The following is a 22,422-nucleotide window of genomic DNA, read 5'->3' on the forward strand; positions in this document are numbered from 1 at the left end:
TTCAGTTAGTCTATACAATTCGTTAAAAATTCACCCATTTCATCAATGGATACCACACGCTTTACGCACCCGCTGGCAATGGCCTGCTTTGGCATTCCAAACACAACTGAGCTTTTGCGATCTTGCGCTACCGTATATCCTCCTCTGGCGTGTATTGCTTCAATTCCAGCCGTTCCGTCTTTGCCCATACCCGTAAGAATTGTACCAAGAGTACGCGCTCCATACACCTCAGCTGCGCTCATCATCAAACCATTTATAGAAGGATTGTTATATTCTTTGTAAACTCTCTCGTCCACATCAAAGACCACCTTACCTATCGCCTTGTTGTATCTTACCATCATGTTTTGATTACCAGGAGCGATATAAATTTTACCATCCTCTATTCGCATTCCTTTTTTTGCCACCCTTACAGTGTAGGGACTCAATAAGTCAAGACGTCTGGCAAAAGACTCCACAAAATTGGATGGCATATGCTGTGCAATAACTACAGGTACCTGAAGGTTTCTCGGAAATTTATTTATAATCCTCTCTAGTGCATTAGGCCCTCCCGTAGAGGAGCCAATGACCATGATATCATAAAGCCTCTTTTCACTAAAGACATGCTCAGCGTGATTTACCTCCTGAGTAGCAACTCTAAGTTTGTTTGTATCAGCCTTTGCAGCCAATCTCACTTTTTTTATGATCTCAGAATCAATTGTCCGAAGCTTAGCGACATTTCCTTCTGGCTTGTTTAGATAGTCAAATGCACCCAGGTTTAAGGCAGCAACGACCGGACTGATATTAGAATTACCAACAGAGCTCAAAATCACTATTGGTGTGGGGCATTGCTCCATAATGGATTCCACACCATACAGTCCATCATATTTAGGCATGAGCATATCCATCAACACAACATCTGGTCGTTGGGTTACTGTTTGCTCTAAAGCTTGCTGTCCGTTTTCTGCTGTGGCTATCACTTTTATATTTTTGTCTACACTCAATATGTTTTTTAAGAGCAACTGCATAAACCCTGAATCATCTGCAATCAAGACCCTAATGGAAGTTTCATGCATGCTATATTTAGGCTACTTCTGTTTTTAATTCTCCCGAACTCATCATTGTCATCACGTCAATCAAAATGATCATCTTTTCCTTAGTCTTGACCACGCCCTTGATCACCGATTCGTCCAAACTCGTATGTTGAATAATGTTTGATGAGTCGTCGATTTTGGAAGAAAGCACGGATAAAGTGTTGGGTACGTCATTCACTAATATTCCTACATTATGATCCTCGCTTTCTATGACCAGAGTATAGTTTACCGTTCCATTATTCAACTTCTTTTTGTTTGGTTTCAAACCGAATTTTTGTTCGAAGTCCATAATTGCAATCACATTTCCTCGAATATTCGCTATGCCTTTTACATAATCTGGAGTTTGAGGCATAGGTGATATACGGGGTGTCAATACCACTTCCTTGATTTGTTCAATTGGAAGTGCATATTCTTCTTCTCCAAGCTTGAAGACAATGAGTTGAATTCTAATTCCCTTTTCAACCTCTTGTTCCTGATCTTCAAGCTCTAGTACATCTTCTTGATTGGCTAGTTCCATGTTTGATACATTTGATGTTCTACATTTTATTTTGATTAGGCGCTAGCCCTCAACTTGAATTTTGAAACTCCTTGTTGCAATTGGTTGGCAATATCTGCGAGACCCTTGCTAGACGAATTGAACTCAGTCATACCATTACTCAAGTCCTTGGAAGAGGTAGCAATTTCCTCTGTACCTGATGAAGTTTCCTCAGATACAATCACAATCTTCTCGATATTCTTGACCGTCTCTTCAATGCCTGATTTTTGATCTTCGGTTGCGCCAAGAACCTCCTCTGAAAGCCCAAGTGTTTCAGATATGGATTGGTCAATTTCAATGAAAACCGATTCTGCTTCTTTGGAAGCATCATTACCTGACGACACACTATTTCCCATTTCTTGAATGGCCTTGCCCGCCTGAGAAATATCCTTTTCCACGGCCTTGATTACTGTCTCGATATCACCTGCTGAGGTTCTGGAATCCTCTGCCAACTTTCGTATTTCCTCCGCAACGACGGCAAATCCTCTACCAGCATCACCTGCTCTTGCTGCTTCGATAGCGGCATTGAGTGCAAGTAGGTTGGTCTGACCAGCAATATCGGTAATGACATTCAAGGTTCGGGCGATTTCCTCAGATCGCTGAGTGAGGACATCAATGGACTGGGAGGTTATGTTCGCTGAGCCCTCAATTTGCGACATGCTTTCTACCACTTTCTGAATAGTATTCATCCCTCGCTTGGCATTCGACTGGCCCGTATTTGCTGCTACATTAATCGTCTCAGCCTGACCTGCCATTTTCTCTGAGGCTTGTCTTACTGCCTCTATGAGCTTGGATGATTCATCTATTTGCCTAGCCTGATCCTGAACACCCTCTGCCATCTGGCCGATAGCCGAGGCCACTTCTTGGGTAGTGCCTTGCATCTGATCACTCTTCGTTAGCATCTGCTCCGAGCTCGAGGCTAGTAACGTACTACTTTCATTAATGTCAAGTAGAAGGTTGTTTAGGTTGAGCATAGCCGAAGAGAGCCCTTCTGCCATGGATCGTATATCCCCTTTGCTATCCAATTTTACTTCTTGGGTCAAGTCTCCATTGGCCAAAGCCGAAATAATCTCGCTAACTTCTAATACCGGCGTAGCAATTCCCTCCAATAAATTATTGATGGATTTAAGCAACTCCAACTCGGCTCCTGTAGCACTAGAAACATCTGCTCGTTCTCTTAAATTACCTTCGTCTATTACTACCCGAATCACTCGGCGCAATTCGTGCATAGCTTGCTTCTGAGCGGTGATATTAGTAGCGTATTTCACTACCTTAAAAGGATTTCCATTCAAATCCATTATCGGATTATAGTTGGCCTGAAGCCAGAGTGAATTTCCATTTTTATCGTACCTTTCAAACTCACCATTTGTGTATTCACCGCGATTCAAACTTGCCCAAAACTCTTTGTAAGCATTTGAAGATGAAAATTCAGCATCGCAAAATATCTTATGATGCTTCCCCTTTATTTCAGAAAGCTTATAACCAACAGCATTCAAGAAATTTTCATTGGCATCTATGATGGTCCCGTCCAAATTGAATTCAATGACCGCCTGTGCCTTTTTTACTGCTTCGATCTGTCCGACATAGTCTGCATTTCTTTTCTTTTGTTCAGTAACCTCTGTAGCAATTTTAATTACCTTGACGACCTCACCGTTTTTATTTTTTATTGGAGTATAAGAGGCTTGAAGATATATTTGATCTCCATTTTTTGTTAACCTCTTGAATTCACCTGCATTGGTTTCTCCTTTGGCGAGCAACTTCCAAAAATCTGCATAGGATGCTGAGTTCGCATATTCTTGTTCACAAAACATTCTGTGGTGCTGGCCAATAATTTCTTCTTCTTTATATCCTGTGGTGGATAAGAAATTTTCGTTGGCTGCTTGAATGATTCCATCAGGAGTAAACTCAATAGAAGCCCATCCAGTGTCGACAGCAGCTTTGATTGCCTCACCCTGATCACGGAGTTCAACCATTTTAGTAATGTCAGCGGCGATTTTTATAACACGAACCACTGTGCCATGATCATCTTTTATTGGCGTATAGCTGGCATTAATATAAAATGGTTCACCTCCTTTTTTATACCTTTTGAATTCTCCTGAGTTGATCTTTCCATCTGCCAAATCCTTCCAGAATTTTTTATATTCTGCAGATTTCGCATATTCTGGATCACAAAACATACGATGATGCTGACCCACCATCTCTTTTTCTGTATACCCTAAGGTATTCACCCAATTGTCATTGACTTCCTGAATAATGCCATCGGGAGTAAACTCAATAGAAGCCCACCCTGAATTCACGGCATTCTTCATATAACTATTCATAGCTGTACTTTCCAGCTCACTTTCTAGTTGTGCAACTCTCTGAAGTAGGGCATCATTTCCATTTTTGTCTTTTTTTGCGGCCCCGTTTTCCGAAGATTTGGTGTTTGTGGTTTTTGTACTCATTTTTTTAATTTTTGTTAGCCCTGATATGCTCAAGCATATTTGCTATTTGATTGTGAAAAGTGATTGATTTATTCGCGGACGAGAATCGTAACCATAGCTATTGAAAAGAATCTGTCACTTGATTTGACCCTATCTGGTCTAGGCTGATGAGAAATTGTTTACTATTGGTGGAACAAGCGAAATCATTTTAGGCAGTTTATGAGGTTATTTAATTTTAATTATTAAATAAATCTATATGCTATACTAGAATCGATCAATAGCATAATCCGCCTAAATTTTATCTAACCATAATTAGAAATGACAACACAGTCTTTTGATTCGACTCTAGGTTTCCTAAGATTATTTTTATCTAAAATCAACTTCTATTGCATGGAAAAGGAACAATTAGCGTTTAAAACACATAAACTAAAGTGTTCCTAAATAAGGATTTAAAACTAAGCCCGCTAGGTGATTCAGCCTATACAACTTGTCGTAAACACTTATCTGATTACACTGTCTTTTTCGGACAAATACCTGAATTTGAGTATATATTTCTTACTAATTAAATTAAAATCAAACGCTCATAATAAGACAAAAGACATTTTATTTTTTTAGATTTAGAAAAGCAGCAAGTAAGAAAAACCTAAACCTAACCCTTTATCTCATGATTAAAGTTGTACTAGCTGATGACCACGGAATAGTTAGAAAAGGCATCAAACTATTGATCAGTGGTGGAAAAAACATTGAAATTGTAGGAGAAGCTACCGACGGACTCCAAGCGGTGGAATTGGTCAAAGACCTAAAACCTAATGTCCTCATTGCCGACATCTCGATGCCTGGAATGACTGGAATAGAAGTAGCTGCAGAAGTAAAAAAACTCCATCCAAGCACCAACGTGCTTATGCTATCTACTTATTTTGATGAAGAAAACATTCTCGAGTCTTTCGAAGCAGGTGCTCTAGGATACCTTCCTAAAAATTCCAATGAAGATGAATTAATCCATGCTATTGAAAAAATTGCAGAGGGAAAATTGTTTTACACTCCATCTGTCATGGAAATTGTGGGTTCATCTCTCATCGAAAGAAAAAGCCTTGGGTCAAGCATAAAAGCTTCCTTGACTAGCCGGGAGAAGGAAATTCTAAAAGAGTTGGTCAATGGCTCCACTAATAAGGAAATTGGCTCCAAGCTATTCGTAAGCACAAGAACCGTAGATGCCCACCGTAGAAATATCATGAAAAAGCTGAAAGTTAATAACAGCGCTCAGCTTGTAAAAATAAGCATGGAGAAGAAGCTGGTGTGATTATTTTGCTTGTATAATTAATACTCTCATTATTTCAGAATTTAGTTATCTAATCAAACAGTAACAGCATTATTCTATACTTGATTCGGCACCTATTAACATCACTTTACCAAGCCGAGGCGCCGTTATCCCAGTTTTCCAGGCATATACTGTTTTTAAGTTTTTTACATCAGATAGATTTACCAGGCAACTATCGGTAAGCGTATTTCCATAGACATTCAAAACTTCAAGGCTTTTCATATTTGATAAGACCTTGATGCCCTCATCGGTCAAATCATTATTATCCAAACGAAGCTTGACGAGATTATCCATGGTTTCCACTGAGGTCAGCTCTTCATCCTTTAAACCCAACCCTGATAGGTGTAGCCAAATTATGTTTTCGAATAATGGTTCAAGTTTTTTCAGCAGTTCAATTCCTTTATCATGACCAACTGAAGACGGAATTCGCACATCGTAGCTGTTTGATCCTGCGACCAATTCACGAATGACCACTCCTTCTGTGATTAAGTTTTCAATCGTGGCTCGCGGCACACTATCCAGTGCTATCATTTGCGCCTGATCATATCCTCCTTGAGCCAGCCCCAGGTATACCGCAGCCAAATGATTGATACTGTCATTGCCAATAGAATCCAGCGCCAAACCAAAAGCTCCACTGTGCTTCAACCAAAAGGCCAATATTTTTTTCTCCTCTTCGGTCAGCTGTGTTTTGCCTTTAGGTGGCATCACGTCTTCGTCAGATTCGGAGAGATGAATACGTCTGAGCACTTCATTTTCGGTGAAAGGCTGTGCAAAGAGGCTTCCAGAATCTCCTCCTCTCATCATGGATGCTGCATCAACCATAGATAAGCCCCCCTTCTTTTTTTCATCGCTATGACATGAAACACACTTGGCCTGAATGATAGGTTTGGCGATATGATCGTACACCATAGCAGCCTCTACCTGCCTAGGCAGTGGCAGCTGATTGGCTCGCTCGCCTATTATTGGCGCATACTCAGTCAGGTAATCACTTCCATGTGTTAGGTTACCCCCAAGGTGACCAGTAATTGACAACACGATCACCATCAACGTAAGGGAAGCCCATCGGATATGTTCATTTTTGTTGCTTTTCAGCTTTAAAGTAAAAGACAAATATGCCCAGGCAGCCAATGCCGTGGTGGCTATTCCAGCCCACATGTGCCAATTCAAGGCCTGATCGCTATATCCACCAGATAGCGACAACATATAGCCAATCAAACAAGAGGCTGCAGCACCTAATGTGCCCAGTAGCAAGCTGAAAGCAATAGCCTGGCTGAATGCCGTTGATTTCTTCCAGAAGTCATAACTCCACATCAGAAAAGCGAGCAGCAAAATGCCTATTGGCAAATGCACAACCAAGGGATGAAACCTCCCTAAAAACACAACTATATCTGGCACATTCATATTCTTTCTAGTTTAATGGGCGGCGTTTGATCCGCATTCCACTGGCAGACGTATAAATTCTTATCCTCATCTACGCACACATCATGTCCGTGATTGAATGGCTTGTGAGCCAATTGATAACTGGGTTGTAATTCCCCTTTGATATATTCTGGAGCAGTACCACCTGGATTGGAAACCACCCTGTCTCCATCCAGCACTGTCACAAATCCAGTATGCGCTTGCCAATCGAAAATGCCACCTTTGGGTTTCGACCAGCACACACCCGCATACAAATTCGGCCCGTCAAAAACAGGACGGCAGACATACATATTGGGCAACGTCAGCATACTTATGAATTTTCCGTCTAGGGTAAAAAACTTGAAGGCATTCTCATTACGAGAGGTACAAACCACCATTGGATTTTTTGGATCACGGAGGTCAATAGCCACCCCATGTGCATTGCTGAGGTTGTAGTTGGTATTGTCGTTGTCATGCCCACCCCAGTGTCGTATATATCGACCGTGGGCGTCGTATTGGATAATGTAGTCTGCACCATAGCCATCGGCCACATAGATGTCACCGTTCGGTGCTACCGCCACTTCTGTTGGTCTAAAATACTCACCTGGCTTGTAAATACCCATGGTCTGAGGATGCCCTATATCAAATACCACTCGGCCGTCGGTCGTTGTTTTTGACACACGCCCATTGTGGCTGACCCATTGTCCTCTCTTGTCCTTGTACCAACCAGAGTCTGTCAGAAACAAGAAGTCCTCATCGTTTTCTTTGGACAAGGTCAGTCCATGTCCGCCCGGGTATGCTGTACCCCAGTAATCCAGCATCCTGCCAGATTTGTCAAATATGATGATATTGTTGCGTGGATGATCACCTAACATGATTAGTCTACCTTGGCTATCCATGATCATTTCATGGCAATTGAGCAAGGGAAACCTCATACGATCCATCTTTGCCCAATCCCGAACCAATCGATATTTATAATCACCATGGCCTAATATTTCTTCTTCAGGCCGTACCTTTTTGATGATATTAAACCCAAATGATGGAGCAGCTGCCAATCCAGCGGCCAGTCCTGTTTTCTTTAAAAAGTTTCTTCTTGTGTTCATTCGTTTATCATTTTTCAAACTCATCAACTCAAAATATCTTTTACCACATGACCATGTACATCAGTAAGTCGGAACCGCCTACCTTGATGCTTAAAGGTCAGCCGCTCGTGATCTACGCCCATGAGGTGCATAAGCGTGGCATGAAAGTCATGTACCGACACCGGGTTTTCTGTGATGTTGTAGCTAAAATCGTCGGTGGCACCGTAAGTAAAACCGGACTTCACGCCGGCACCAGCCATCCACATGGTGAAGCATCTCGGATGATGGTCGCGTCCATAATTTGTTTCCGAGAGTTTGCCCTGAGAATATACGGTTCGACCAAACTCACCTCCCCAAATGACAAGGGTGTCTTCCAACAATCCCCTTTGCTTTAAATCTTTGATTAGCGCAGCGGTGGGCTGGTCAGTCTTCTTACATTGCCCGCTGATACCACTTGGCAAATGAAGGTGCTGATCCCAACCTCTGTGATACAGCTGTACAAATTTTACATCCTTTTCTAATAGCCTTCTGGCAAGCAGGCAGTTGGCGGCGTAGGTTCCTGGATCTCGACTGTCTTCCCCGTACATATCATAGATATAATCTGGTTCGTCTGACATATCAGTGATCTCTGGCACGGAAGTTTGCATGCGATAAGCCATTTCGTATTGAGCAATACGGGCATTGATTTCAGGGTCACCATACGCGCTCTGTTGCACTTCATTCATTTGCCTGAGGTATTCAAGCATTTCCCCTCGGTCCTTGCCATCGTATCCCTCAGGGTTGTTCAAAAACAAAACCGGATCGGCACCAGATCGAAACTGCACCCCTTGATGCTGGGTAGGCAAAAAGCCATTGCCCCAAAGTCTGGCATACAATGGTTGCCCATTAGCATTCTTAGAATTGAGTACAATAAATGACGGCAGATTATTATTGTCTGATCCTAAACCATAGCTCATCCAGGATCCTATCGACGGTCTGCCTGGTAATTGATGGCCGGTTTGAAAAAAGGTGATGGCCGGATCATGGTTGATCTGATCGGTGTGCATGGACTTGATGAAGCACAGCTCATCCACCACTTCAGCGGTATGTGGCATCAATTCGCTCACCCAGGCACGGCTTTCGCCATATTGATCGAACTTGTACATCGAAGGTGCAATGGGCAATGACGACTGGTTGGCACTCATGCCTGTCAATCGCTGACCGCCTCTAACCGAACTTGGTAAATCCTGACCAAACATATTTGCCAACTTGGGTTTATAATCAAAAGTCTCGAACTGAGAAGGCCCTCCACTTTGAAACAAATAAACCACTCGCTTGGCCTTCGGCATAAAGTGAGGCAGTCCTGTTAATCCATTTCCCGACAATGGAGAAGGAGCGGCTCCGTAGAGCTTGTCCATTCCTAACAGCGAACCCAAAGCCATAGCCCCTAACCCTAATGAAGTTTTGGTCAGAAATTGTCTTCTGTCAATTTTCTTTTCTTCTTCTTGCAGATCCTGATGTCCGGATCGTATGATATCGTGATGATGGCACATGTATTTATCTTTTAGTAATGGTAGCGTCTGTATTAAGGATCACGCTGGCTACGACAGCATTGGCAGCCACCAGATTTGTATCGAGTGATGGGTCTACTCGGTAGACGCCTGTTTCCAACCAACCCTTGGCTCGTGTCTCGTCTGCTTTAAACTTCTTGTATTCATCTTGTTGCAATGCCTGTAACAGATTCATTTCTTCTGCCGCAGGTTTTCTGCCTGTTAGTTTTACAAAAGTTTGTCGTATTGCCTCGGCTGAATCATCTGCTTGGGTGATCTGCTCTCCTATCTTTCTTGAGGTTTCCACGAAAGTGGGATCATTGAGCAAAACCAAAGCTTGTAATGGCGTATTGGTTTTTTGTCTTCGAACGGTACACTCATTGCGATCGGGCTGATCAAAAGTGGCCTGGGTAGGCAGTGGCACGGAGCGTTTCCATATAGAATACAGGCTGCGTCTGTATAAATCGTCTCCGCTTCCTGGCTCATACTTGTTTGAATTCATAATCCACAATCCTTCGGGCTGATAAGGCCTGACGCTCTCACCTCCAATTTGAGGCACCAACAAATCACTTGCAGCCAAGGCATTGTCGCGAATCATTTCACTGGTAAGTCTTGCCTGCGGACCTCTGGCCAACAGCACGTTGTCTGGGTCTTTCTCCCTCAGCTCAGGACTGCAATACGTATCCTGCTGATAAGTAGCCGACATCACCATCAGTTTGTGCAGTGCTTTCACATCCCATTCGTTTTCCATAAACCAAATGGCCAGCCAATCCAACAATTCTGGGTGACTAGGCAGCTCACCCTGATTACCAAAATCTTCGCTGGTTCTAACTATCCCCCTCCCAAATAAGTGCTGCCAATAGCGGTTCACTGCCACACGTGCTGTCAATGGATGGTCCTTATCAAAGAACCAATTCGCCAAACCCAGTCTGTTTTTAGGCAAGCTATCGTCCATAGGCAAAATGGTTGATGGTGTATCTAGTGATACTGGTTCTCCATAATTATCGTATTGGCCGCGTAGTAGCACATAGGCTTGTCGTGGCGTTTGCATTTCTTTCATCACCATGACCTCCTTCACAGCATCCATGCTATCAGCTAACACGGCTCTTGTTTTTTGAAGTCCTTCCAGAGAAGATTTATAATTTCCAGAAATGTTTTTCCAATAATACTCACTGAGCAATGCTTTGTGATATGCAGTCAATTCATCAGCTGCTTTGGCGAGTATGTCATTACCTCTCTGGTTGTCAGTGAGTTGGAGCACTTCAAAGGCGGTCAGCTCTCGACTGTATACCATAATATCGTCGACAATGGCATCCTTGATCCCGAACCCTCTCCATCTACCTCCTACTTTTAGTCCCGGCTCCAACGGTTCTGGATAAATCTCATCTATATAGTCATGAAAAAGAATGTCCTTATACAGATTGTCATTTTTGACAGTCATCACTTCTTCCTCTCCATTGATGTAGAGCTTGACACCTTCTGCATGACTGGATCCGTCGTAGGTCAGGGTCAGTTGAACCCATTCATTAGTTGGAACGGTTCTCGTCCCTAGTTTCTCGATGGCATTATCTGGCCAGGTATGAGCCAACATGACTTCCAATTTACCTTCGCGGTAATACAGATGATAGCCTTTGTAACCATGCAGTCTTACACCTTTGTTCTTATGAAAGATCACGCCTTCTTTGAGCGTGTCTGGCAATTTGACCCAAAGCCCGATGCTGAAAGCTTCATCCCTACCATAAATCCCTACCGGCTTCAAATCAAGCCAGGAGTCGCCATTAATGTGTAGACCACTTCGTCCCTCTGACTGCCTAAATATGGCAGGTTCAGTATCAGTGTACATCCTAGCCATTTGGCCAGACTTTCCAGTGATGGTATTTTTCAAATGGCCCTCCAAACTAAAGTGAGCAACCATACCCTGATTTAGACTGGATTTAGCCAATTGTCTAAAACTACCAGCAGCTATCCATTTATCGGCTTCATTTTCACTTTTTGTGATCATCAATTTAGCCTCCTGTTCTTGCTCTATTTTTTTCAGGTATGCAATTGCCTCTGTTTGTGCCTCAGTTGGAATCAATAGCGTTGGTACAGGTATGTCCATAGGGTCACGCGATATTTGGCCTGACTCATTTACATTATTGAAAAAACTGTAAAGCGAATAAAACTCTTTGTGAGAAATAGGATCATACTTATGATCGTGGCATCTGGCGCAGGCCACCGTCAGTCCCATCAGTCCCTGACCAACTACCGATGTGCGGTCTATCACCTGCTCGACTCGGTATTCCTCCTCGATAATACCATCTTCCGAGTTTTGAGCATGTAGGCGATTGTACCCAGTTGCGAGAATTTGTTCGGTGGTAGCATTTGGCAATAGGTCGCCGGCCAACTGCCAAGTCACGAACTGATCGTATGGCATATTGTCGTTGAATGATTGGATGACCCAATCGCGCCACGGGCTCATGTCTCTATAGAAATCCACCTGATAGCCATAGGTATCAGAAAAACGAGATAAATCCATCCAATCAACTGCCATCTTTTCCCCATAGTGACGTGAAGCCAGCAGTCTATCTACTTGTTTTTCGTAGGCAGTTGGTGAATGATCATTGACAAAATTTTCAATCTCTTCTACCGTTGGTGGCAGACCTGTCAAATCCAACGAAAGCCTACGGAGTAAGAGCGATCGATCGGATGATTTTGCAGGCTTTAAACCCTCTTCGTCAAGTCTTTTTAGTATGAATTGATCTATGACATTGTTGACTTGCTTTTCAAATTTGACCGCAGGTGGTTTTGGCTTGACAGGTTTCTCAAAAGCCCAGTGTGGCTTGTATTCGGCACCATTTTCTATCCATTTAGTCAGTACAGCCTTCTCATAATCAGACAATTCAATCTTGCTAGCAGGCGGTGGCATGATCATATTAGGGTCGTCTGATACAATGCGATGAAATAACTCGCTGGACGACAAATTGCCTGGCACTACTGCTCGCTTGCCCGGTGATTCAGGTAGCTCTCCGTAGGCGGTGTTCGCATCATGTAGCTGAAGGCCAGCCTCTATTTTTCCCTTATCTGGACCATGACAAGCAAAACACTTGTCTGATAAAATCGGTTTGACATGTATATTAAAATCTAATGATTGAGGTAGTTTTTCATAGGCTACCTCTACACCTTCAGGTAATGAAGGGCTACAATTCTGGAGCCCTAAAACCATTACAAACCCTACCAGCGAAAGACAAAATTTTTGGTTCTTCATGCGTGCATTAAAATCAATTCAGGAAGTGCAATTCCTTCCATTCCCAATTTCAAATGTGTACATATCACTCTTACAAACCTGAAATTTGGCATAGACTTGATATAGACAACTCACAATTTTCTTTTAGTTTGCGAGTATAAAAAGTCCTATTTGATGAGATTTGATAAGGATTAGCGTGAATTCAACACCATAGCAGTGAAAAGAACATATAGACTTTGTCCATCAAAACAAATTACATTGAGCCTTCTTCTATCTATGACCATGAGCATAGGTTTAAGTCAACATAAAGATGGCAGTTATAAACTATGGATCTACCAAAGCCAAGAAGATACATTAACCCGTGCGCTAAATACTAAGTGGAATAATGCGCTCAAATCAAGAGATACTCTTCTGGCTATTCAGGTGCTTAATCATCTCTCTGGCGTCTATTGCAATCGAGTCAATTATTCCAAGTCTTACGATGGGTACTGGAAGGCGCTCTTATTGGCAGACCAAAAAAAAGATGAGCAATCGAAGGCTGCTAGTTACAATGGGCTAGGCATCCTCTATAGCCTTTATGAGCGGCGTGACGAAGCACTAAAATACTATTTAGCATCATTGGATATTAATCTCGACCTTGTAAAAAAGGGGCTAATCGACCGCTCAGCACTGAGTGAAAATTATTTTCCATTGGCAGTTCATTATAAATATGACCAAAAGCCCAAGATTGCACACCTCTATCTGGACAGTTGTGAGCGATTCCAAAGCGATAAAGCTATGAACTTGTATACAACAGTAGAAAGAGGTCATTTGTACGTACAGGAAGAAAAGTTCGAGCAAGCTGAACAGATTTTTAAGCAAATTGAAAATCAAGTAACACAAAGCAGTCCTGATTTTTCTCCTATTTTCTTTTCCTATCAAGGCGATTTGTATTCGGCTCAACAGAAATTTGAACAAGCCACCGCCTACTATATACAATCCCTTAAAGCTGCTCAAAGGCATAGTAGTCACCTCAATTTCGTACCAGATGTGTATGAAAAATTATCCCAATTAATGAGTCGCTGGGGTAAGCCTGAAAAGGCCAATGAATACCTCAAACTTGCCAACGAAATCAATGAATACCTCTATAGTAGCCGCAGCCCCAACAATAAGCATCTACTCGAAATCAAAGACAAATTCAGACTGGAGCAAGAGCGGAATGCCCAACTCGCAAAAGAGCGAAGGCTTGCTGCATTAGAACAAGAACAGCAAATTGCTGACTTAAAAATCTTTCTACTCATTTTATCCATAGGATTTTTGATCTCCGCTGGTCTTTTCATTTTCAAATATTGGAGAACGAAGCATAAAGCTGAGAAAAAAGCACTAGAGGTAGAAAAACAAAAAGAGGCAGAAAAGTCGCAAGAAATTCTGTCGGTAAAAAACAAAGAGCTTACCCTTTCGACTCTCCAACTTATAGCCAAGGACGAATTGCTCTCAAATTTAAAAAATGGACTGAGCAGGATTCAAAAAGAATCCATGTCCAATGAGGCTGGCAAACTGATCAAGGAAATAGGATTGAACAAAGATCAGAGTTGGTTGGAGTTTGAAAAACGATTTACAACCGTCAACAACGATTTTTATAAAAACATCAAAAATCAGTTTCCCAATCTTACACCTTATGATTTGAAAATCTGTGCCCTACTCAAACTGGATTTCACAGGCAAAGAAATGGCAACTCTACTTGGGATTTCCGCCGAAAGTGCACAGACGTCGAGGTACCGACTAAGGAAGAAGTTGAGACTAAAAAAAGAAGATAATTTAGTGGAATTCATCAATCAGGTTTAGATCTTACGATACATTTTACGGAATTCAAGTGGCTTATAAGTTTTGAACTTTTTGAACTGTGTATAAAAAAAAGGCAGACTTTCATAGCCACACTTGTAGCCAATTTCGGCTACTTGCAAATCTGTTTCCAGCAGTAGTCGACTGGCCAAATGGACTCTGTATTCATTGAGGAACACAAAAAATGGCCGATTCATGACCTTGCTAAAAAAGCGGGAAAAACTTTGTTCACTCATATTCACAACCGAAGCTACATCAAGTAATTTGATTTTTTCATGATAATGATTGGCCACAAAAGACTGGACTTGATCGATTTTATTGTTGGTATCGGTGGATAAATCCGAGGTATAAGAAGCTCCCGCCAGATAAGTTTTTGGAGCTATGCTTAATGATTCCAACATCTCAATTAAAGAAATATAGCGTTTGATTGGTGACTCACTTATCATTGCCTTCATGGCTCCTACTATGTCGGGATAGCTTTCAGAAGTAAACTTCAATCCTCGTTCTGCCTCGCGCTGTAGGCGCATGATTTGTTGAAATTCCGGGATATTGTTAAAAATAATGGCAGGCCATTGAATCACCAATGAGGACGCTCGACTCCCGTGTCTATCGTCATTGACCCAACAATGCGGCAAATTAGACCCTAATAAAACCAAATCTCCCGGGGTGAATATCTCAATGCTATTACCCACATACCGCATCCCTTTACTTTCCAAAATGTAAGTAAGTTCAATCTCAGGGTGAAAATGCCAAGGCGCATCAAATCTGTCTCTATTAAAATTGAAAGCTGCAATCGACCCTTCGTCCTTTACTTCAACTTTTTCTAAAACCGCTTTCATTAATTATGTATTTATCAGATATAAATACATAATTAATGAACTACACAACATAATACATAATTTATTTGACAGAATAATTGAAGAACACTGCTTTTGATTCAATCAAATTTGAAGTCTGATTAATTGAAATTACTACTATGGTACAAGAATTAGAAAGAGACTTCTCTCAACATTCAGAAATGATTTCTGACATGTTTCCTAGAATATCAGCACGTGAAGCGTGGGATAAATACAGTCTATCCCAAGATCAAGTTGATTTTTTCAACGAAGAAGGTTATCTGGCCGGTATAAAGCTACTCGAAGAAGAACAAGTAGACCTGCTAAATGAAGAACTAGCCAGACTCGTCGATGTGAGTCACCCAAAACACGATCTGTTTCATGAATTTCATAGCAACGAGTCTTCAGATCCCAACGCTGTATTGTTTCATTCTTTGGGTCACTGGAGAATAGAAAAAGGTTTTCATGATATTCTCTGGAACCCCAGATTTGTAGTAGCGGCTTGTCAGTTGCTGGGCAACAAAGCCGTTCGATTTTGGCATGATCAGTTGTTTTGTAAACCTGCGAAACATGGAGGGGTGGTAGCCTGGCATCAAGACTACAGCTATTGGACCCGTACGTCACCCATGCAGCATTTGACCTGCTGGGTTGGGCTAGATGATGCAAACACAGACAACGGCTGTCTTCAGTATATCCCGAAGAGTCATCAGTGGGAATTGTTGGAAAAAATTGACCTGGCAGGCAACATGGATAGTCTCAAAGATCATTTATCTGAATCTCAAATCGCAGAGTACAATCAAAAAGTAGCCATAGAGATGCCAAAAGGTTATGGTTCATTTCACCACCCCTTGATGGTGCATGGATCGTATGAAAATCGATCTGAGAACTCCAGACGAGCTTTTGTCTTGAATGTCTTTGCAGATGGCACCAAATCGAATGCTGATGAGCCTCTGTTGAAAGGTGTCCCTACGATTCCCGCTGGGCAAAAAATGGGTGGTCGTTTCTTTCCGCTACTGTTTGATCCAAAAGATATTTAGTCCAAGATGAAAGCCATTAGATGTAAAGCTGCCATTGCAAAAGGTGATGGCAGCTTCGTTATAGATCATATCCAGGTAGCGGCGCCTAAGCCAGACGAGGTGTTAGTAAAAATAAAAGCAGCAGGCCTTTGCCATACCGATCACGACTCTCTGAATTGGGGAAAACCCATTGTGATGGGCCATGAAGGGGCTGGCATCGTAGAGCAAGTAGGGGCTGAAGTGAACGAGTTGAAGTCTGGCGATGCCGTCATCTTGAATTGGGCGACGCCTTGCATGACCTGCTTCCAGTGCCAGGAAGGCAATCAGCACATCTGCGAAAACAACTCTCCCGTGACCACCGGAGGCAATGGCTATACGCCAGGTCATGCAGATTTAGAAGGTACAAAATGGAATGACCAACCGATAGAGCGATCGTTCAACATCGGCACCCTGTCGGAATATACCTTGGTCAAAGCCTCGGCTTGTGTGAAAATGGACGTATCCATGCCCATGCCTTCGGCCAGTATCATCAGCTGCGGAGTGATGACCGGCTACGGCTCTGTGGTGAATGCCGCCAAAATGAGCCCCGGCAGTTCGGTCGTGGTGCTAGGAACAGGCGGTGTAGGCTTAAACGTTATTCAAGGTGCTAAAATCTCTGGTGCTGCCATGATCATTGCTATTGATATCAATCCAGAAAGATTAGAAATGGCCAAGAAATTTGGTGCAACACATACTTTGTTAGCGGATAAGGAAGATCTAGGCCTAACCAAAGCCGCCGAGCAGGTAATAACCATGACTCAAGGGCGAGGCGCAGACTATGCCTTCGAATGTACGGCTATTCCGGCTTTGGGTGCTGCGCCATTGGCCATGATTAGAAATGCCGGAACTGCTGTGCAGGTAAGCGGCATCGAAGAAGAAATAACGGTTGATATGCGACTATTTGAATGGGACAAGGTGTACATCAACCCGCTCTATGGACAGTGTAGACCTCACATCGACTTTCCAAAATTGACTAGCTTATATGCCAAAGGTGATCTCATGCTGGATGAAATGATTACCAGAACCTATCCTTTGGAAAATGTACAGCAGGCGTTCGACGACATGCTGGCGGGTAGAAATGCCAAGGGTGTAATCGTATTTGATTGATGAGCAAGTTTAGAACTACCGAAATATCCGATACTCCTTTTGAATCGAATGGGCTTCGCTTTATCACCGTAAAGTCCACTCACCTGAAGGGCCGAGGCGACATTTGCGTATTTGTGCCCATGGGAGAGCACCAGCACCTGCCGATTGTGACACTCCTTCATGGCGTATATGGTAGCGCATGGATCTGGGCCATGAAAGCCGGAGCACATCTGACGGCCCAGCGTATGATTGACAACGGAGAAATAAAACCCATGATTTTGGCTATGCCTTCTGACGGGCTTTGGGGCGATGGCTCGGGCTACGTGTCTCATGGCGGGGTAGACTATGAAAAGTGGATTGCCGAAGATGTGGTGGATGCTGTAATGGAATTGATTCCAGAAGCTTCTAAAAAATCAACCCGGTTCATTTCAGGTCTATCCATGGGTGGGTATGGTGCATTGCGCATAGGTGCAAAATATGCTAATCAATATAAAGGCATCTCAGCACACAGCTCTATTACCGATATTGATCAGATGAAACTATTTGTGGAAGAACCTCTAACAGCATATCTACAAAAAGATGGAAAAGACCAGTCCGTTTTTCAAACTATACTTGCTCAAAAAAGCAAGCTGCCTCCCCTACGCTTCGATTGTGGCAAACACGATTTACTTATAGCGTATAATCGCAACTTACACAATCAACTCAATCAACATCAGATAACTCATACTTATGAAGAGTTTGAAGGCAAGCATGAGTGGCCCTACTGGGCCGAACACTTGAAGGATACACTAAAATTCTTTAGTGACATTTAATGTAGTACATTTAGTATTTGGCTGTATTCCTTTCTTTTTCCTATCAATCTAAATAAATAGGATCCATCGGATAAGCCTTGGGTATTGAATCGATAATCTGAAGCGAAAACGATATCTTCATTTACGAGTTCTTTACCACTCAAGCTATAAATTTTTAGTTGATAGGCCCCATCTTCCAAACCATTCAGATGAATACTGTCTTGCGCAGGATTGGGAAACAGCTGAATAGAACCATGTTTCTCTGGATTGGCCTCCAATATGTTTTCATCACTGGCTACAGGTTTATAAACTCTGATCCAGTCCACTTTCATTATATTTCTGGCCGGGTCATTTAGTTCAGCGTCTGTAGGCGTACGACCAGCCTCTACATGCCAATCTTGTGACTCCACATTGATGATGATATCCATCTCTTTGTTCATACCATCCCCATTTTGATATTCGTAAGGATCAATCACACTTACAGTAGAAACCTCAGAAGCCGCTTGTAAGCTGCTGAATAAATAGTCTGAACTGGTCGAATGTTCCGTAGCCTTTTGCCACCCATCTTCAAAGTCTAATTCTCCATCGGTCATAGTGGGATAGGTGTAGTGCCATGTTTGGCCTTTTTTAGTAGCAAAGGCTTTATCGTACAATACTCGAATCAGTTCTCCATCGATGTAGTATTCAAAATGTGTGGGACTGATCCAATACACGCCTACACGAACGTATTTTCTATTACCATCATTCCAACAGTACTCACCCCAGCTGGATACTCCCTCTTGCTCATACCAGCTATTGAGATCTCTGGGTTGGTAATCAGTGAATGGATTTCTGATAAACGAGTGATGACTTAAATGAATGAATTTCGAAAAGAACTCATTGCCATTTTCGTCTCCACCATAACACTCTATGATATCAATCTCTTGGGTATCATCCGGACTCAGAAGCCAAACATCAGAGGCCAAAGTGATATCGGCCACACTGATTCTGGACTCTACAAATACTGGATATTGCACACGATGATTGGAAGTAATACAGGCCGCATTGATGCCAGGCACACCCATTTTAGATGTACTCGGATTTCTTGAAGCCCTCAATATCAAATCATCTCCATCTGTAGACACATGGTCGTATTGCCAATAGGTTGTACCAGGCCCATCCCAGTTGTTGTGATAAAAATTGTACCACTTGCCGTTTCCGAAATTAGTTTTCTGATTTGTCTCGGCGAATGTATAGTTGAAATCGTCTGATGGGGCGTCTTGTAATTCCCACTGCATACCTGTCCCGGCATTCGCAGGGATTTCAAAATTGCTCCATTCCTGAGCTTTTGCACCTGATATCAAACTCACCGATACAAATAAAATCACAACCTTTCTCTTCATAACTTTTTCTCTTAATGCTAATGAATCATAAAAGTGGTCATTCATGGATAAAACTCCCAATTTTCGTACTAGACCAAAACTGAATAATAGACTAGACATTGTACAGTTGGGCCTAAATAACTCATTATAAACCGATACAAAGCATACATCAAAAATACAGAATACCCGAATACTCCTAATATCTGACAAGCTTGTACAAAAAAAATCCCCAGGAGCAACACTGCCGCTGGGGATCTCTCTTCTAAACTAAAATTAATGTTTAACCTTCACTTTCAATCGGGTATCAATATCACCTCCACGTACTCGCAGAACATACATTCCATTCCTAAGGTCGTTTACGTCCAAAATGAACTGATTTACATAATTGATTTCTTGATTCAAAACCATTGATCCACTCAAGTTGTACATTTTCAAACTATAGTTTCCTTCTGGCAAACCTTTTAGGTGGAGCGCATATGAAACTGGATTCGGATAGGCTAGAATGTTAATGGTAGATATCTCCTGAGCAACACCTTCGTCGCGAAGTCTTGCACCACTACCCGGTTTATATAGGGTAAATCGATCCAAGTTCCACTGCCAATCTGAGGCTCCGCCTTTGAGCTGCACCACATGATTGCCTGCTGCAAAGTATACTGTCGCACTGGCCTGCAACGCTTGATAACTCTCCAGCCCCCATTGTTAGGCACGGTAGTCATGTGATACGATGAGCCTACCTGCATTTCAATGCTGGTACCGCTCAATGGCGTTGAGATGTAATACGTTACGGTATATGTCCCAGCTTCAGGAATCGTCACATTGTAGTTCATCCAATCTCCACCATTCACAAAATTGATACTACTGCCATTGTCATTGGCCCCGAAAGGCACCACGCCGTCATTGTAAGTACCACCTGTGCTGGCGAAATCCTCTGCCTGAATGGTCAGACTCACTTCGTTGGATGGTGGTGGCGTAGACGAAGATTCCGATAAAGTGATTTTGTCCAAATTCCATTGCCAGGCGTTGCTGCCTGAGGCCAACACTCTGATAGTCACAGCTCCAGCCGGCAAATTGACCTGAGTAGCCGAATTGAGACTGGTATAATCATCCCACTGACCGTTGTTGGGTACATTGTCTGTAGCTACTGAAGTTCCATTTACCTGCAAGGTAACTTGCGCATTGGTCATCGGTGTTGAAATCATGTATTGCAAATCGTACAATCCTGCAGAGGAAACATTAATAGCGTATTCCGTCCAATCGCCGGCATTTACATAGTTGATTTTGGTACCTGCATTGTTTGCCCCAAAAGGCACGAAGCCATCATTGTACGTTCCGCCAGTGCTTCCGAAGTTTTCGGCCTCTATTACAATCGCACCGCCTGACCCGCCAGACGAAGGATTGGTAACGGTGATTTGGCTGGTGTCGGTGAAGGCACCATCTGTAGTCGTCGCAGTGATAGTTGCCGATCCTGCCGAAACAGCAGAAACCAAGCCGCTTTGATTCACTGTAGCTACGTTTGTATCGCTCGAAGTAAATGTCATGGTCTGATCAGTAGCATTTGAGGGTGTGACAGCGCCAGTGACATTTCCAGTGTCACCCACTTCCAGATTCAATGTAGCTGGACTTAGATTGACCCCAGTCACTGCAACATGGTTGCTACCTTGCACTGGTTTATACACTCTGACCCAGTCGACTTTCATTTGATTTTTTGCAGGATTACCCAAATCACTTGCTGATGGCGTGGATCCCGCCAACCAAGACTGAGATTCCATATTGATAATGATGTCCAGTTCTTTGGTAAAACCTCTGGCTTCTACCGTTACACCGTTGCCATCTTCATCGCTATCATCACCGCCCTGAAACCAGGCCGGGTCGATGACATTGTACCCGTTGGATGCATTAGAAGCAGCTTGCAACGTGGCAAAATTGTATGTACTGGACGTGGCATGCGTAGTGACATCAGTATAGCCAGATCCATTGTTGGTCGGTAAGTTGTATCCATTGACATTCCAATTCATGGAATTGAAATAGGTATACTGCCAAGTGCCATTGTATTTGGTTGCAATGGCATTGTAATACATTACCCTTACCAATTCTCCGTCTATGTAATACTCAAAATGTTTTGGACTGATCCAATATACACCCATGCGCATGTAGCGTCTGTTGCCGTTGTTGTAGCACCAATCTCCCCAGCCATAGCTGGTAGACACTCTACTGTCCGGGTACCATGAATTCCAGTCTCTAGGTTGATAATCGGTAAAGGGGCTTCTGACAAAGGAGTGATGACTGATGTGTGTGAGATGCTTGTATCCATTCACACCGCCGTAGTTTTCTATGATGTCGATCTCTTCCGTATCATCTGGGCTCAATAGCCAAAAGCAGGAAGCCAGTGAAATATTAGCCACGCTGATCGCTGATTCTACGTATACAGGATATTGTACCTTGGCATTGGAGGTTACACATCCGGATACCACACCATAACTACCACCTTTGCTGTTTTCAGATGTATACCCTACGTTGATCACCAAGTCGCTGCCATCTACGGTTACATTGCTATGCTTCCAATAAGTATACCCTGGGCCATCCCAGGTGTTGTGGTAGAAATTGTACCATTTATTTCCCGAACCAAAATTGGAATGAGAAGAAGAATTGAAATTATAATTAAAATCATCCGACACGTTGGCCTGAAGCTCCCATGTCTTACCTGACCCAGCATCTGCAGGCACAGGTATATTGGTCCAGTCTTGCGCTCTGACCCCGCCCAGATGGCAGATAGCCAAAATCAATGTAAGTAGTATTTTCCTCATCATGATGTTTTGTTTTTGTGTGAATAGAAAAGAGGCCATTTCGAAAGCACCAATTAGATGTACTTCCGAAATGACTTCCATGAATTA

16 protein-coding genes are annotated in these 22,422 nt (G+C 42.8%); 5 read left to right on the forward strand and 11 right to left on the reverse strand.

Annotated elements, in window-relative coordinates:
- Positions 1–5: 5 nt before the first annotated feature.
- The 3 genes from cheB to ACO6S2_RS16200 are packed head-to-tail and all read right to left on the reverse strand — an operon-like array spanning position 6 to position 4,049.
- Positions 6–1,052, reverse strand: coding sequence for a chemotaxis-specific protein-glutamate methyltransferase CheB (cheB, locus tag ACO6S2_RS16190; protein WP_422359605.1), 1,047 nt, complete (start codon positions 1,050–1,052; stop codon positions 6–8).
- Between the two features lie 7 nt (positions 1,053–1,059).
- On the reverse strand, positions 1,060–1,587 hold the full coding sequence (locus tag ACO6S2_RS16195; RefSeq protein WP_422359606.1) for a chemotaxis protein CheW: 528 nt from the start codon (positions 1,585–1,587) through the stop codon (positions 1,060–1,062).
- Positions 1,588–1,622: 35 nt separating this feature from the next.
- On the reverse strand, positions 1,623–4,049 hold the full coding sequence (locus ACO6S2_RS16200; protein WP_422359607.1) for a PAS domain S-box protein: 2,427 nt from the start codon (positions 4,047–4,049) through the stop codon (positions 1,623–1,625).
- 643 nt (positions 4,050–4,692) lie between these two features.
- Here ACO6S2_RS16200 and ACO6S2_RS16205 point away from each other — a divergent pair.
- On the forward strand, positions 4,693–5,328 hold the full coding sequence (locus tag ACO6S2_RS16205; RefSeq protein WP_422359608.1) for a response regulator transcription factor: 636 nt from the start codon (positions 4,693–4,695) through the stop codon (positions 5,326–5,328).
- A 69-nt stretch (positions 5,329–5,397) separates the two neighbouring features.
- Here the strand turns inward: ACO6S2_RS16205 and ACO6S2_RS16210 are convergent, their stop codons facing one another.
- From ACO6S2_RS16210 to ACO6S2_RS16225, 4 genes are read right to left on the reverse strand one after another with little or no spacing between them, the layout of a single operon-like run.
- Positions 5,398–6,747 carry a c-type cytochrome domain-containing protein gene (locus ACO6S2_RS16210; protein WP_422359609.1) on the reverse strand — a complete coding sequence of 450 codons (1,350 nt, stop codon included), beginning with the start codon at positions 6,745–6,747 and terminating at the stop codon, positions 5,398–5,400.
- On the reverse strand, positions 6,744–7,847 hold the full coding sequence (locus ACO6S2_RS16215; RefSeq protein ID WP_422359610.1) for a twin-arginine translocation signal domain-containing protein: 1,104 nt from the start codon (positions 7,845–7,847) through the stop codon (positions 6,744–6,746). The genes ACO6S2_RS16210 and ACO6S2_RS16215 overlap by 4 nt, the downstream gene beginning before the upstream one ends.
- 23 nt (positions 7,848–7,870) lie before the next feature.
- Positions 7,871–9,358, reverse strand: coding sequence for a DUF1501 domain-containing protein (locus ACO6S2_RS16220; protein ID WP_422359611.1), 1,488 nt, complete (start codon positions 9,356–9,358; stop codon positions 7,871–7,873).
- 4 nt (positions 9,359–9,362) lie between these two features.
- A complete protein-coding gene (locus ACO6S2_RS16225) occupies positions 9,363–12,602 on the reverse strand; it encodes a DUF1553 domain-containing protein (RefSeq protein ID WP_422359612.1) in 3,240 nt (1,079 codons plus the stop codon).
- 261 nt (positions 12,603–12,863) lie between these two features.
- Between ACO6S2_RS16225 and ACO6S2_RS16230 the strand changes: the two genes are divergently transcribed.
- A complete protein-coding gene (locus ACO6S2_RS16230; protein WP_422359613.1) occupies positions 12,864–14,405 on the forward strand; it encodes a hypothetical protein in 1,542 nt (513 codons plus the stop codon).
- Here ACO6S2_RS16230 and ACO6S2_RS16235 read toward each other — a convergent pair.
- On the reverse strand, positions 14,402–15,241 hold the full coding sequence (locus ACO6S2_RS16235; RefSeq protein ID WP_422359614.1) for an AraC family transcriptional regulator: 840 nt from the start codon (positions 15,239–15,241) through the stop codon (positions 14,402–14,404). The two genes, ACO6S2_RS16230 and ACO6S2_RS16235, sit on opposite strands and share 4 nt — an antisense overlap.
- 137 nt (positions 15,242–15,378) lie before the next feature.
- On the opposite strand from ACO6S2_RS16235, the gene ACO6S2_RS16240 reads away from it, so the two are divergent.
- Genes ACO6S2_RS16240 through ACO6S2_RS16250 form a run of 3 tightly spaced genes read left to right on the forward strand, consistent with a single transcriptional unit; the run spans position 15,379 to position 18,191 of the window.
- The gene (locus ACO6S2_RS16240; RefSeq protein ID WP_422359615.1) at positions 15,379–16,275 is read left to right on the forward strand and encodes a phytanoyl-CoA dioxygenase family protein; all 897 of its coding nucleotides are present in this window, start codon (positions 15,379–15,381) and stop codon (positions 16,273–16,275) included.
- 6 nt (positions 16,276–16,281) lie between these two features.
- On the forward strand, positions 16,282–17,400 hold the full coding sequence (locus ACO6S2_RS16245) for a Zn-dependent alcohol dehydrogenase (protein ID WP_422359616.1): 1,119 nt from the start codon (positions 16,282–16,284) through the stop codon (positions 17,398–17,400).
- Positions 17,400–18,191, forward strand: a complete 792-nt coding sequence (locus ACO6S2_RS16250; protein WP_422359617.1) for an alpha/beta hydrolase — start codon at positions 17,400–17,402, stop codon at positions 18,189–18,191. Before ACO6S2_RS16245 ends, ACO6S2_RS16250 begins: the two co-directional genes overlap by 1 nt.
- Here the strand turns inward: ACO6S2_RS16250 and ACO6S2_RS16255 are convergent.
- From ACO6S2_RS16255 to ACO6S2_RS16265, 3 genes are all read right to left on the reverse strand, one after another.
- A complete protein-coding gene (locus ACO6S2_RS16255) occupies positions 18,188–19,552 on the reverse strand; it encodes a T9SS type A sorting domain-containing protein (RefSeq protein WP_422359618.1) in 1,365 nt (454 codons plus the stop codon). The two genes, ACO6S2_RS16250 and ACO6S2_RS16255, sit on opposite strands and share 4 nt — an antisense overlap.
- A gap of 252 nt (positions 19,553–19,804) precedes the next feature.
- Positions 19,805–20,119 (reverse strand): T9SS type A sorting domain-containing protein, encoded by a 315-nt coding sequence (locus ACO6S2_RS16260; RefSeq protein WP_422359619.1) that lies wholly within the window; start codon positions 20,117–20,119, stop codon positions 19,805–19,807.
- On the reverse strand, positions 20,029–22,416 hold the full coding sequence (locus tag ACO6S2_RS16265; RefSeq protein WP_422359620.1) for a carbohydrate-binding protein: 2,388 nt from the start codon (positions 22,414–22,416) through the stop codon (positions 20,029–20,031). Before ACO6S2_RS16265 ends, ACO6S2_RS16260 begins: the two co-directional genes overlap by 91 nt.
- Positions 22,417–22,422 lie beyond the last annotated feature (6 nt).

The sequence above is a fragment of the Reichenbachiella sp. genome, assembly GCF_965233835.1.
Lineage (GTDB): Bacteria > Bacteroidota > Bacteroidia > Cytophagales > Cyclobacteriaceae > Reichenbachiella.